This window comes from Prosthecobacter dejongeii (assembly GCF_014203045.1).
Lineage (GTDB): Bacteria > Verrucomicrobiota > Verrucomicrobiia > Verrucomicrobiales > Verrucomicrobiaceae > Prosthecobacter > Prosthecobacter dejongeii.
Map to the genome: position 1 here is coordinate 143,165 of NZ_JACHIF010000013.1, position 13,358 is coordinate 156,522.

The 13,358-nt window shown below is 56.9% G+C and carries 9 protein-coding genes; 3 read left to right on the forward strand and 6 right to left on the reverse strand.

Going from position 1 to position 13,358, the window contains the following annotated elements; translation table 11 throughout:
- Positions 1-391: 391 nt before the first annotated feature.
- Both HNQ64_RS22955 and HNQ64_RS22960 read right to left on the reverse strand, forming a co-directional pair.
- Complete coding sequence (locus tag HNQ64_RS22955; protein WP_184213029.1) at positions 392-1,603, reverse strand: M20/M25/M40 family metallo-hydrolase; 1,212 nt, start codon at positions 1,601-1,603, stop codon at positions 392-394.
- A gap of 11 nt (positions 1,604-1,614) precedes the next feature.
- Positions 1,615-2,592: an enolase C-terminal domain-like protein gene (locus tag HNQ64_RS22960; protein WP_184213031.1), complete on the reverse strand. Its 978-nt coding sequence runs from the start codon at positions 2,590-2,592 to the stop codon at positions 1,615-1,617.
- Between the two features lie 89 nt (positions 2,593-2,681).
- On the opposite strand from HNQ64_RS22960, the gene HNQ64_RS22965 reads away from it, so the two are divergent.
- Positions 2,682-3,917, forward strand: a complete 1,236-nt coding sequence (locus HNQ64_RS22965) for a class I SAM-dependent rRNA methyltransferase (protein WP_184213033.1) — start codon at positions 2,682-2,684, stop codon at positions 3,915-3,917.
- A 21-nt stretch (positions 3,918-3,938) separates the two neighbouring features.
- On the opposite strand, the gene mutL is transcribed toward HNQ64_RS22965, so the two are convergent.
- Positions 3,939-5,825, reverse strand: coding sequence for a DNA mismatch repair endonuclease MutL (mutL, locus tag HNQ64_RS22970; RefSeq protein ID WP_184213035.1), 1,887 nt, complete (start codon positions 5,823-5,825; stop codon positions 3,939-3,941).
- 107 nt (positions 5,826-5,932) lie between these two features.
- Between mutL and HNQ64_RS22975 the strand changes: the two genes are divergently transcribed.
- On the forward strand, positions 5,933-6,268 hold the full coding sequence (locus HNQ64_RS22975) for a HesB/IscA family protein (RefSeq protein WP_184213037.1): 336 nt from the start codon (positions 5,933-5,935) through the stop codon (positions 6,266-6,268).
- A gap of 107 nt (positions 6,269-6,375) precedes the next feature.
- A complete protein-coding gene (locus HNQ64_RS22980) occupies positions 6,376-7,173 on the forward strand; it encodes a hypothetical protein (protein WP_184213038.1) in 798 nt (265 codons plus the stop codon).
- Between the two features lie 440 nt (positions 7,174-7,613).
- On the opposite strand, the gene HNQ64_RS22985 is transcribed toward HNQ64_RS22980, so the two are convergent.
- From HNQ64_RS22985 to HNQ64_RS22995, 3 genes are all read right to left on the reverse strand, one after another.
- On the reverse strand, positions 7,614-10,412 hold the full coding sequence (locus tag HNQ64_RS22985; protein WP_184213040.1) for a PVC-type heme-binding CxxCH protein: 2,799 nt from the start codon (positions 10,410-10,412) through the stop codon (positions 7,614-7,616).
- 124 nt (positions 10,413-10,536) lie between these two features.
- Positions 10,537-11,163, reverse strand: a complete 627-nt coding sequence (locus tag HNQ64_RS22990; protein WP_246431172.1) for a response regulator — start codon at positions 11,161-11,163, stop codon at positions 10,537-10,539.
- Positions 11,164-11,165: 2 nt separating this feature from the next.
- A complete protein-coding gene (locus HNQ64_RS22995) occupies positions 11,166-13,253 on the reverse strand; it encodes a sensor histidine kinase (RefSeq protein WP_184213044.1) in 2,088 nt (695 codons plus the stop codon).
- Between the last annotated feature and the right edge of the window lie 105 nt (positions 13,254-13,358).

Sequence of the window (13,358 nt, forward strand, 5' to 3'; positions counted from 1 at the left end):
TGCCGGGGCTTTTTTGTGGAGGGAAGGTTTAGCTGATCGCGCCAGTGGGGGGAAGGGCGTGGGTTCTTGAGCTTTCGAGGCTTCCCAATCCCCAAGTCCTGGCGGACGCGGCTACACGCTGTGGCTGCTCACGCCAGTGGGGGGTCCGGTTGAAGGTTCTTGAGCTTTCGATGCTTTTCCAATATCCACGTCCTGGCGGACGCGGCTACACGCCGTAGCTGCTCACGCCAGTGAGTGGTCTGGACGAGGGTTGTTGAGCTTTCGAGGTTTTCCAATCCCCACGTCCTGGCGGACGCGGCTACATGCTGTAGCTGCTCACGCCAGTGAGTGGTCTGGGCTAAGGTTCTTGAGCTTTCGAACTTTTCCAATCCCCACGTCCTGGTGGACGCGGCTACGGGGAGGGCGATGCCAACGAGGCTAGGGCGAGGATGTTCATGACTGCCTTGGGCACAAAGGTGTCTGGCTCGACATACTCAGGGAGTTTGCTGCCATCTGGGGTGCGTTCGGAGCAGTGAGCATTGCCGCCACTGGGCCCCATGGCATCGAGTGTGGGGGCCAAAGAGCAGAGGTAGTTTGCATCGCTGAGGCCGCCGCGGGCCATGGGGTGAACGGGAAGATTCAGGGCGGCTCCAGCCTGGGCCCAGGCCTCAAATAGACGATTGGTCTCCATGCCTCCAGGCCAAGCGGTGGTGCTACCTAGACGCTCTACCACGATCTGGGCCCCGGCGGCAGTGGGTCCGGCCATAGCCTCCAGTGCGATGGCAGCGCGTGCCAGAACCTGGGGATCAAACGCGCGCATTTCTAGCTCGGCCGCGGCCTCATGAGGCACGCGGTTGAGCACGGTACCTCCTTGAATGTTCGCCACATTCACGGTTAGGCCATCCGCAGGGCTATTCAATGCATGAACAAAGGGTAAGAGGGAGGCGAGCTCGACCACGGCATTGATGCCCAGGGCGTGATTGCTGCCGGCATGGGCGGCACGGCCCTGGCAGGTGATGCGGTATTCCAGCCGCCCTTTACGCGCGGTGACGATGTGGTAGCCGGTTTCGTCTCTTGGCCCGCCTTCAAAAACCAGGACAGCTCGGGCACCTTGAGGGCAGCGTTCTTGGGTTTGCTGGGCGAAGTCAGAACCGATAACCTCTTCCGCCGAATTCGCGGCGATGAGCCAGTGCGTGTTCTCGAAGAGATCCGGCAGCACGTCCTTCATCGTGCGCAGCAGCAGCCAGATGAGGGCGGTGCCGCCCTTGTTATCCACAGTGCCAGGGCCGTAAATGCGGACGCCTTCTTCCTGCCAGCGGAAGTTGTTTTGAACTTCCTCCTCCGGTGGGAAAACGGTGTCTAGATGGGTGACCAAAACGATGGGGGGAGAGCTGGCGGCCAAGCCCGGACGATGCAATAATAAATGAGGACCATGAGCTGGGTGGGATGCAGGAATAAATTCCGCAACGAACCCAAGCGTGTTAAAGCAGGCGGCGGTGAGCTGGCCGACGGCCTGGATGCCCGGAACGTTTGTTGTGAAACTATTGATTTCCACCATGCGCCGCAGCCAGTGTAAGGCCTCTGGCAGATGATGCTGGGCACGAGCCGTGAGGTCTTCGATCATGATGATGGGTATTACGTTCGGGGGCGGGCACCGATGCCCTTTTCCTGTGGCATGAGAAGGCGGCCCTCAGCGTCAAAAGTGATGCCGAGATAATCGTCATCAGCCAGATAAAGATGGCCATCGAGATCCACAAAATCAGCCCAGGGAGCCAAGTGCGCCGCGGCAGTGGTGCCGAGGCTGCTTTCGATCATGCAGCCGAGGATGATACCCAGACCATGCTGGCGAGCGGCAGCGATCATCTCGATGCCTCCAGCAAAGGAGCCGCACTTGAGGAGCTTTACATTCACGCCTTGCACCAGAGTGGCCAGACGATGAACATCGGCCGCGTTTTGCGCGCTTTCATCGGCATAGAGGGGCAAGGATTTAGGCGGCAACTTGGCTCGCAGTTCCGTCCATGAGTCTATCCCGCCTCGATGATGGATGGGCTGCTCCAGCAAGGCCAGGTCATACCGAGCGAGGCGGGGCAGCATCTGCACCGTTTCTTCCACGGACCAGCCGCCATTCACATCGGCAAACATGGTGGCCTGGGGTGCCGCACTGCGGGCGGTGGCGACGATGGCTTCATCATGAGCTAAATCACCGCTGCCGAGCTTTAACTTCAGCACGCGGAACTGCTGCGCGGTGTGACGCACTTTTTCTGCAAAGACGGCCAGATCGGTCGGAATGCCGAGGGAGCGGCAGGCGTGGATGGCCTGCCAAGGGCGACCTGGGCCGAGGGTTCTTTCCGCGCGATGCCAGAGGGGTGTGGGACTTTGATCGGCATGGAAAAGATCTAAAGCCAATCGCCCAGCACGTGTGCCTTCCCCCAGATGCACGCCCTGAAGCCATGCTAATGTTTCCTGCGGATTTTCGCCATAATAGGGGACGAAAGGTGCCTCGCCTGTGGCCTGGCCATCGGTAATGCGCACTACCTGACGGGTGGAGGAGACTCCATGAGCAATGCGGAAGGGCTCCGTGAGATGCAGGGTCTTCAGGCTGGCTTCGGGCATGATTTTGCACTTTGGCGGAGGATTCTGCGGATTGAGAAGTGAAATCTGCAAATCCTGTGCCAATGGTGAGGATTCCAGCAGAATCGCCCATGCCTCGTCCCTACCCTTCCCGTTATCCATCGAATGCTCCGAAGCCACCGCCCCCTGGCAGTGAAACCTGGGTACGTCCATGGGCGCAGATGAAGTACTTTTCCTACCACCCGGCCATTTTCCCAAACATGGTAGGAGCTATCTCCAGCGATGCTGGAGCCGGCGATCTGGTGAATGTGTATGACAAAGAGGGGCAACCTTTTGGAGCTGGCTTTCTGAATCCTAAAGCACGTGTCCCTCTGCGGGTGATCCACCATGGACTCACACCCTTTGGTGAAGCGGATCTGGATGCCCGACTGGTGCAAGCAGTGCGGCTGCGCAAGGAGACGCTGAAGCTGGATGCGACCACGGATGCGTATCGCGTGATCCACTCCGATGCAGATGGCATCAGTGGGCTGATTGTGGATCGCTATGATGACACGCTTTCCATCCTGGTGACGACCCTAGGTGTGTGGAGGCGTATCCGCCGCTGGCTGCCGCTATTGCACCAGGAGTTAGGCACTAGCCAGCATGTCATCCAGACGGATCCAGATATCTCCCTCATCGAAAGCATGCGCATCAGCGATGTACCGGAGGTGGATGATCCTGCGCCAAAGACGGTGCGCATCCGTGAAAACGACGTGCGCTTTGCGGTGAATTTTGAAGATGGCCACAAGACCGGCTTCTTCTGTGACCAACGCGATAACCGTCTGAAATTCGGCCAACTGGCCAAAGGACGTGTGCTGGATCTGTGCACCTACACGGGTGGTTTTGCCCTAGCGGCCAAGCTCATCGGCAAGTGTGAAGATGTGACCGGTGTGGACCTGGATGAAAAGGCCATCGCCCAGGCGAAACAGAATGCGAACCTGAACCAGACCAAGCTGAACTGGACGCAGGGAGATGCCTTTGGCTGGTCGCGCCAAATGATCAAAAACGGTGAGCTTTGGGACACTGTGGTTTTGGACCCCCCAAAACTGATCCATCACCGAGACACGCAGGAAGAAGGCATCTTTAAATATCGCGATCTCAACGGCCTCGCGATCCAGCTTGTGAAACGTGGCGGACTGTTTGTCACCTGCTCCTGCTCTGGGCTGATCAGCACGGAAGAATTTGAAGAACTGGTGATGGGGGTGGCCCACCGTCATGGACGCAAGCTGCAGATCCTGGACCGCACGGGACCTGGGCTAGATCACCCTGTGATGTCCAACTGCCCCGAAAGCCGTTACCTGAAAGTCATCTGGTCGATCGTTGTTTAAGCGACCCCACGGCGATCCGACTCAAGGAGCTTGACGACCAAACTTCCGCTCCAGCTCATTGAGAGACATCTGAATGAGCGTGGGGCGGCCATGCGGACAGCAATACGGCATTTCGCAGGCGAACAAATCATCCAGCAGGGCCTGGATTTCTGGCAAAGCCAAGCGGTCATTTGCCTTGACTGAATGGCGGCACACGGTGGTGGCGATCATGTCTTCACCGAGGCGCAGAGAGGAACTCTTGGAGCTGAGGCTTTGCAGTTCTTCGATCACCTGATCCAGCCAAGCGAGAGGATCGTCGGTTTTCAGAAAGGTAGGCAAAGCCTCGATCTTAAAAGTGTTCGGACCGAAGGGTTCTGCCTCAATACCCAAGCGAGATAAGGCCTCAAGATTGCGCATCAACACGTCGGCATCGCGTGGACTGGTTTGCAAAGTGAGCGGCATGAGTAGCCGCTGGGATGGCACCCCGCCCTGCTCCATGGCCTTGCGCATTTTTTCAAAGTTCACCCGCTCATGCGCCGCGTGTTGATCCATGAGCACGAGCCCCTCGGTGCTTTCCATCAGCACGTAGAGCTTATGCAGCACGCCGATGATGCGGAAGTGCGGCATTTGTTTTTTGGCCGGATCTTCCTCCTCTTCATATTCAGGCTGCCGGACGGGTGCAACAGAAGGAATTTTTTCAACCGAGGAAGCTGACTCCGCAGAAGCAGGCTGCGTGACCTCAGGGGGCGATGGCGAAGTGGCCACCGACGAACGAGGAGCAGAGATAACAGGCGATGGCGTGAGGAACGAAGCGGCACGTGGGGACACCGCCGCACGGGCACCCGAAGGTGCAGGGATGACCAACTCTGACTGGACATTCGCAGTTTCTGCCACAGGCAGACGCGGTAGGGATGGCACATGGCCCGTGGGCAGCTTACTGCCCGTCTCCAAGGCCCGCTTCACCGCGCGGGCGACGGCCTCGCGCACCGCAAAACCATCGTGGAAACGCACCTCTTTTTTGGCTGGGTGCACATTGATATCAAAGGACTGGGCTTCCATCTCCAGAAAGAGGAAGGTCACAGGGTACTGCCCTTTCATCAGGGCATTGTGAAAGCCTTCCTTGAGACCATAATTGATGGCGGGACTCTCGATGGGCCGACCATTTAGAAAAGTGATCTGCTGCTGCCGATTGGAGCGACTGAGTCCTGGCCCGCCGATGTAACCAGAAACGCCGACGCCGAGGTGCTCGACTTCAGGCAGCTTGATGAGACGAGTCACCAATTCCTCACCTGCTAGGCCGCGTATGCGGTCCATCATATCTGCCGTCCCTGGCAGATGAAAAGTGACAGCCCCATCCCGAATGAGTGTGAAAGCAGTCTGGGGATTAGCGATCGCATGGAGGCGAAACTGCTGCTCGATGTGGGAATATTCGGTGGCCTCCGTGCGCAGGAATTTGCGCCGAGCGGGCACATTGAAAAACAAGGAGCGCACCTCGATCACCGTGCCGTGATTACCACCATGGTCTTTAACAGCGCTGAGCTTGCCCCCCATGATCTCAATCTCTGTGCCGCTGAGGGCTTCCCGTTCACGGGTGGCCAAACGAAAGCGCGAGACGCTGGCGATGCTGGGCAGGGCCTCCCCCCGAAAACCGAAGGTGCGAATGGCTGCGAGGTCTTCTTTGGTCCGGATCTTGCTCGTCGCGTGCCGCTCCATGCAAAGCATCGCATCTTCACGATCCATCCCACAGCCGTCATCGGTGATGCGGATGAGGGCTGTGCCGCCACGCTGCACCTCCACCGTGATATGCCGAGCACCGGCGTCCAGGCTGTTTTCAACCAGCTCACGAATGACTGCGGCAGGTCGCTCCACGACTTCTCCCGCCGCCACTTGGCTGGCGAGTGAATCGGAAAGAATACGAATTTTTGACATAACTCTGCAAATAGTGCAGGACGAATGCACGTAAACCCACCATGTCACATCAACGCACCAGAATGCTAATCTAGGTTTGCGGAATTTTTTCTTTCTATCTCTTTTTTATGATTCAGCTCACCCCGAGTGCCATCACGGAACTCTCCCACATGCTCAAGGCCCAAGACGCCGCAGCTGGCAGCGGTCTCCGCATCGGTATCGAAAAAGGCGGTTGCGCAGGCTTGCAATACGCAATGCGTATCGCCCAGCCTGAGGCGACCGATCACCTCTTCACCGAAAGTGGCGTCACGCTGATCGTGGATAATGACAGTTTGGCATTTCTCGATGGTAGCACAATTGACTATATTGATGCTTTGAACGATGCCGGCTTCCGTGTTATCAACCCCAATGCAAGCCGCAGCTGTGGCTGTGGAACATCGTTTGAACCAAAGGAATCTGCCTGAGGAACAAATTTTCGGTTATTCACAAAAAAAACTTTTCTTTTTGATTTGAACCAGTAAAATTTCAGGAGACTGATTTTACAGTTTTTAACAATTTTCTCAATTTTGATATGCAAGTTCGATTTCTGAGCGACGGAAGCGAATACCGCTCTTATGGCGGAGGCAGCCTTTCACAAAAAAAGGAAGGCGGCGGTATCTTTTGGTGGGCTATCCTCATCACCTTGCTGATGGGGGCGGCCACTTTTTGCTGGTTTTTCAGCATCATGATCTTTTCCCATCCGGAAAAGCCGTTCAATTACAAGGTGTTGGCGAAATTTAAAAAGCTGACTCCGCTGCGCCCATATACGATTTACACAGCGCCACCCGGGAAGTCCCTGAACCCACGCGATGTTCTGGGAGAGTTTTTCCCTTACAATCAAGAACAGCTTAGTGTCAGGAATGATCTGTTTAAGCGCTCCTATTTGCGCAACTATCAGCATGAGCAGCCGATGTATCTCATGGGCAGCTTCCGTGTGCTGAGTGCCCGGCCTCTGGCAGAATCAGATGTCTTTACGCAGGGGTGGATTGTGCGAGCTCGCTCAAGTGAACTGGAAGATGTGGATCTTGAATTGGTGATGCCCGGACTTCAGAAAGACAGCGCTCCATTTACTGCGGGAGATACCATCACCCTACAGAAGCGGAGCTACGCCTCTGCCCTGCATGTGCAGCGTATGGATGAAGACCGCATCTGCATCACGGTCGTTCCACTGGCTTATCAGACTACGGCTAAGGCAGGCAACGAAGTGCTGGCCCTGACGCCACCTGAGCGCCTTAATATGGAAGCTTATTGGCCGATCACCCGTGATCCAGGCTCTGAAATGGCGCTCTCCCAGCTTGAGCCCGCTGAAGTAGCCGCAGCAAAACCTTGAATGACTTTTCGTTAGGTTATTGCCAATCATTTAAAACCGCACCTTCAAAAGGTGCGGTTTTTTTACGCCTGCATTCCCTGAAATCAATTTAGACCTGCTCCAGGAAGATTGTCCGATTGAAAAGGCGGGCGCCGTGGGATGAGAGGCAAAGCAAGAGCGCAGGCTTCTGTCTTCATGATAACAGCGCACTAGCTTGCGGTGACCAACAATCGTCCTGCCCCGTCGCCGCTTTTCATAAACAGGTCTTATTGCGAGAAGATATGCTCGGTAGCATCTCTGCTGGAGAGGTGGAATGAATGACGCGAATGCGGTAGATTTTAAATAACTTGTATGAGGGACTTTGAAGCTCTTCTCAATCCGCCATGATCTGCGTGAGGCTTTGCATCAAGGAACAAAAAAAGGCCAGCCTGGAAGCTGGCCTTTCTTATACACATTTTTAGTTATTCCGCACGCAAACTCAGGATGAAGGCCTTCACGTCTTCGAACTCCTGAGGTTTCAAAATGAGATTCATGGGCGGCATGGGGCTGATGGGGGTGGCCGTGTAGCCTTCAGCTAAACGAGCATTGGGATTCACCAGGGATTCAACAATGTAAGCTTCATCCTTGCGACTAGCGATGCCATCCAGCGCAGGCCCCACCGCGCTGCCCTTCCCCCCTAGCATGTGGCAGGTCATGCACGCAGCGACGGGATGCTTCCAGAAGATTTCTTCTCCACGCTTAGCATCGCCTAACAAGGTTTGCTTTTCATCATTCACGGGTGTCAACTCGCAGAGCTTCACCTCATCAAAGTAGCCATCCCCCTTCCCCACATGGAGGATATTGATACTGGCTTTGTCCTTGTCTTTATTGGTGAAAACAACGTCCACTTCATTCCAGTCACTGACACGTGCCGAATTTTTGGCCGTTTCATGGCGACCGATGTGGTCATTGAAGCTGACTTTACCTTTCATCGCATGAGTCTTCACCCAACCGCTGAGACGATAGGTGATATTACGCTTTAGCGGCACGTCTTGATAGAGACTGGTATCTCCATCATCCCGGGTGATGCAGCGTACGGCTTTATCACCTGCATGATTTTTCCCTTCACCACCCACAGATTTCCATTCGGCCTGAAGAGTGCCCGCCTTGGTGCCGTAGTCACGCCGCTTCCAACCGACTGGAAGCCCATCTGTGCCGATCTCTTCCAGGCCAGCATTGGTCAGCAGATTTGGCCCTTCTTTAAAGGCGCTGGCACCGTGCTTCTTTGACAAGACACGAGCAGCCTCTACCAGCCACTCATCCTGCTGCACGGTGGGATCCATACTGAGGCGGGCCACAAGGGTTTTGATTTCCTCCGTCGTCGGTAACTCGGCCAATTTCACAAAGGCAGCTAGACGGGTGTGGAGATCTGAATCTGTGATGGTACCCGAGCCAAAGAGCAGTGCCGCAGCTTTCTCATCCGCTCCCAGGGCACGGATGGCATTGCGACGTAAGATCGGCTCTTTCGATAGGAGAGCGGCTTTGAGCGTGGCTTCATCCAGCTTGCCTAGACCGTGGAGCGTCCACAAGGTATGCACTGCTGCAACGCCGCCTTGATTCATAAGCGCAGTCGCGTTTTCTGGAGCGGTGCTTTTTTCCAGATCCAGACGCTGAGCGGTGAGACGTGACCACTGAGTATCGCCCTGCAATGAAGGTCTAGAAATCTTCGCGGGTGCACCTTTGGCCACCACTCGATAAATGCGCCCGCGTTCATGATCACGCAGATCGTTTTTATGCGCCCCACCGACACCCGTTTCTCCTTTGAATCCGCCGCGTTCCACACTCGGCGTGGGGTTGTGCTGAATGATGAAATTTTGGAAATCCGCAAACCACACCGCGCCATCGGGACCGACTTCAGCAAAGACAGGAGACATCCATTCGTCTGTGCTGGCCACAAGATTGTAGCTGTCCTTGGCTGTGTAGCCAGCCCCCTGCGGCTGCACGTCCATGAGCGTGATGACTTTCATCGTGGGTTCACAAACCATGGCCATACCTTGCAAACGTGTGGGTAGAGAGTTGCTTTCGATAAAGGCGCTACCGGCGGCAGCCGTATAACCATTAAAGACGTCCACCTGACGATAGTTAGGCGTGATCGTGTGAACGGTGTCCACTTCATTGATCTTCTTCGCCGTCATCGCTCGCAAGCCATTGGGCATGATGGACTGTGGCAAGCCGCCGTAAAAGATGGGTGCGCCATTGGCCGTGCCACCGAATTGATCCCCCGCAGCATTGGCACTGTGTCCCCAGGCATTGTTGGTGAACTGGTGCAAAAACTCCAAGGCGCTGCCATCGGGCTTGAAGCGATAAGTCCCCATCATGAACTTTAGGTCTTTGCCTCCTACGGTGCCTTCAAAGCCACTATAGCCCACACAGCCATAGATCCAGTTGTCCAGGCCGTAGTGGAGATTGCTAGCCTGAGCATGGGTATCACGAATGCCATAACCGGTGATGATATCCTGACGGATGTCTGCTTTATCATCGCCATCGGTGTCTTTGAGGAACATGAAACGTGGGGGCTGGCTGACGATGATTCCGCCGTTTGCGAATACCAAAGCGGTGGGGATATTGAGCTTATCCGCAAACACGGTGTACTTGTCAGCCCGGCCATCGCCATCAGTGTCCTCGCAGATCTTGATAGAGTCATTCCCTTTCCCATCTTCCACGAGACCGTGCGGATAGTCGCTCGTTTCACAGACCCAACAGCGCCCGCGATCATCCCAGGCAAAGGCGATGGGCTTGCGGATGTCTGGTTCCGCCGCGAAGAGTTTCAGTTCCATATCCGCAGGCACCTGGGTTCGTTCCATGCTGCCTTTGACATCGAAAGGATGCTGGAAGGTGAGCGGCTGCGGGCGCTTTTCATAGTTGGCCACCATGGGGTGAGCCTCGCGTTTTTCAGGCTCACGCTGGGCCAAAAAAGCTTCGTAGCTCTGTCGTCTTTCTTTCGACAACGCGGCGAGCACCTGAGCGCGGATGGCTTCCGGCTTGCCCGCATCTTCCGTCTTCAAGACGTAATCATAGTTAGGCGCTGTGGAGGCCTCGGTCGCGTAGTCGAACCAGATGGCGTCGCGCCCCAGTTCTTTCATGGCCTCATGCAGAGCGCCGAGCTTGGAACGTTCAGCACTGGAAGTATCAAGATATAATACACGCACAGGCCCCGCGACTGGGCTCTGAGCCAAAGCGGCCAAAGGCAAAAACAAGGCTAGGAGGGAAACAAACTTCATGGTTGGAAGGAGTGATTGAATTTCACTCTATCTAACGATGGTCTGCCCCTTTCTTCCTCTGACAACTTTTATGCGAGATCAGACATTGTTGCCACAAAAGATAAACCCTTTTAAAAAAGGCTACTCACACCCTCACGAGGCCGCGTCGGATGGCCTCAGCCGTGGCTTGAGCGCGATCATTGACCTTTAGCTTCACCAGAATGCGGCTGACATGCTGTTTCACCGTGTCTTCCCCGATGCCCAAAGTCGCAGCAATTTCCTTGTTCGCATTTCCCTGGGTGACAAGCGTCAGGATTTCTCGCTCACGGGGGGTGATCTCTGGCTCGGCAGTTCGTTCGCGCAAGCGGGCCTCTAAGTCAGCAGGCAGCCATTTCTCGCCTTGGGCGACGGTGCGAATGGCTTTGAGCAAATCTTCGCGTGAGGATGATTTTTGGAGGTATCCTAAAGCGCCGGCTCGTAGTGCAGCCTGCACCTCTTCATCTCGGGCAAAGGTAGAGAACATGAGCACTCGGGCGTCTGGGTGCAGAGTCATTAGCTGCGCCGTGGTCTCGATGCCGGAGATCCCCGGTAATTGCAAGTCCATGAGAACGACCTGGGGATGGATCTGACCAAAAGCGGCCAGAGCCAGTTCCCCTCGATCCACTTCGCCAGCCACTCGAAGATCGTCTTCCAGCTCCAGTGAAGCGGCGAGGCCACTGCGCACGACAAAGTGGTCATCCACGAGCAAAAGGGTGATGGGAGATTCAGCCATGGTCATTCAGAAGTAAGGGGCAAGGTCACACGCACCTGGGTGCCGCGAGGTCGATTGTCGAGCCACTCGACTTGAGCCCCGATGCGCAGGCAGCGTTCGCGGATGCCCATGCAGCCAAAGTGCCCGGTTTGGCCCTGAGTGGAGGTTTGATCCAGGCCCTGGCCATCGTCCGCCACCGTCAGGCAAAGCTGCCCCTCGTGCATTCGCAACCCCAGCACGATGGAGGTGGCGTGAGCATGCTTGAGCACATTGGTCACGGCCTCTTGCGCGATCATGCGCAAATGATGCGCTACATGCACGGGCAGGGCTGGCAAGGGTGGCTCCACCAGCACGGTCACTTGCAGCAGATCGCTCAGGGTACGATCCGCTAGCTCTTGCAAGGCCGCAGAAAGATCCGTCACACTCTCAGGGTCGGCGCGCAGATCCGCCACCAGATTGCGGGCCTCGGTTTGAATTCGAGAGACGAGATGACGGGAGGTTTCCATGAGCCGCTTGGCCTTCTCCTCCAAAGGTCGAGTCACGGCTGCATCCAGCCGCAGAGACAGCCCGGCAAGTTCTTGCTCCAGTGTGTCATGGAACTCGCGTGCAATGCGTTGGCGCTCCTCCAGTGCCGCCTCATGGGCGATGCGACGGCGCAGGGCCGCCCCCTGCTTCGCCACCTGCCTCCGCAGCAGCGTGATCCACAGCAGACCACCCGCCACGAGGGCCAGCAACAAGCCTACTAAACCGACCAGCCGCTGCACGGTCCACCAGGACGGCGCACTCAGCACAACGAGATCTCCCGCCCCACGCAGCATCAGCATGGCCCGTTCAGGCCGGGAGCGGAACCCCTGATCCGTGGAGGACTCGATGCGGCAGATGCCCGTGAGTTGCAGCAGGGAGCCCGGCCGCAGGTCTGGGATGTCCTCGGCCGTCGGCAGCAGAGCGCGGATGGGCAGAGCACCTGAGAGCAGCCTCAGCTCCCAGCCTGCCCCCGTACGATAGGCATCCACCAGCTCCACCTCCAACCTAACCAAATCTGCGTCAAAGCTGCCACTGGCGATTTCTTTCAGCGTCACTTGCACAGGCTCCATCCCATGCACCACGGGCGTGGCTTCCTTCACCAGCACCGCGTCCACCAGGCTGGCGCTGAAGCCATCCATGTTAGGAAAACCCGCCACATCCAGCAACTGCCCCGGCTTTAGAAGTTGCGGGCTGGCCAGCCGCACCGCCATGGCTGCCGGGCGTGCATTATCAGTCGGCAGAACAAGAGGCTTAATGGGTGGTGAGGAGGGCACCTGGACCTCGGCCTTCAGGTCTCGGATAAAAACCTGCCCATCCGGGAAAGCGGCCAGCACCTTGCCCATGGTGCGCACGCGATGGCCAAATTCCGGAATGCGACCGGGATCAAAACGCAGCAGCCGGGCCGCAGGCAGGGCCTCCAGGTCTGCCACCGCAGGCGCGGGTTTCAGAATTTTGACCTCGCTCCAGTCACTCACCCGCAGGTAGGGAAACACCAGTTGCCGACGGTCATTGATTCCGCCCGCCGCCAGCGCGGTGATTTGCAAACGTGCATCCACCCAATCCTCCATGCCATCCGGCAAAGGCGCATCCACTCGCACCTCGACCACCCGGCTACCTAACGCCAAGTGCAACACCGAATGGTTTTCCTCCGGCATGGACAATCGCCGCCCGATCCCCTCCACCTGCACCATCTGGTAATGATAGCGTCCCGTGGCCAGATCCTCATACCCGGCGGGAGCAGGCAACGGAGGATTGCCCGAGCCCAGCACCTTATACGATTGCGCAATGATGCCTGTCAGGTAGAGCCCCGGCATGCTGGTGCCCTTCACATGCACCCGATCCCCCGGCTTCATCGGCTGGGTGCGATCCGGTGCCCGGAAAAAAGTGCCCCCCGTTTCATCCTGGATGAAAACGGTACCGCCTCCCGGTGCCTCGATGAAACCCACCACCGCCTGCAGATCCACCGGCACACTTTCTAGCGCCCGATCCGGCGGCAGCGCCCGCACCTGCGCCGCCCGCGTCAGCACCTCCTGCCCCTGCGCACTGAACGCCAGGAGGGAAAGGAGGCCGAGGAGACGTAGGTTCATAGGGGGCAGATGGGAATCAGTCGTCAGTGATCAGTATTCAGTATTCAGCAGACAAAGTCATCCCGATTGCTGAATCGTTGTCGGCTCGCAATCCGCCTCAAAGAA

Bases quoted from the DNA above. Each gene is read 5' to 3' on its own strand.
- mutL (WP_184213035.1), bottom strand. From the start codon at position 5,825: ATGTCAAAAATTCGTATTCTTTCCGATTCACTCGCCAGCCAAGTGGCG.
- HNQ64_RS22960 (WP_184213031.1), bottom strand. From the start codon at position 2,592: ATGCCCGAAGCCAGCCTGAAGACCCTGCATCTCACGGAGCCCTTCCGC.
- HNQ64_RS22980 (WP_184213038.1), top strand. From the start codon at position 6,376: ATGCAAGTTCGATTTCTGAGCGACGGAAGCGAATACCGCTCTTATGGC.
- HNQ64_RS22955 (WP_184213029.1), bottom strand. From the start codon at position 1,603: ATGATCGAAGACCTCACGGCTCGTGCCCAGCATCATCTGCCAGAGGCC.
- HNQ64_RS22990 (WP_246431172.1), bottom strand. From the start codon at position 11,163: ATGGCTGAATCTCCCATCACCCTTTTGCTCGTGGATGACCACTTTGTC.
- HNQ64_RS22965 (WP_184213033.1), top strand. From the start codon at position 2,682: ATGCCTCGTCCCTACCCTTCCCGTTATCCATCGAATGCTCCGAAGCCA.
- HNQ64_RS22995 (WP_184213044.1), bottom strand. From the start codon at position 13,253: ATGAACCTACGTCTCCTCGGCCTCCTTTCCCTCCTGGCGTTCAGTGCG.
- HNQ64_RS22975 (WP_184213037.1), top strand. From the start codon at position 5,933: ATGATTCAGCTCACCCCGAGTGCCATCACGGAACTCTCCCACATGCTC.
- HNQ64_RS22985 (WP_184213040.1), bottom strand. From the start codon at position 10,412: ATGAAGTTTGTTTCCCTCCTAGCCTTGTTTTTGCCTTTGGCCGCTTTG.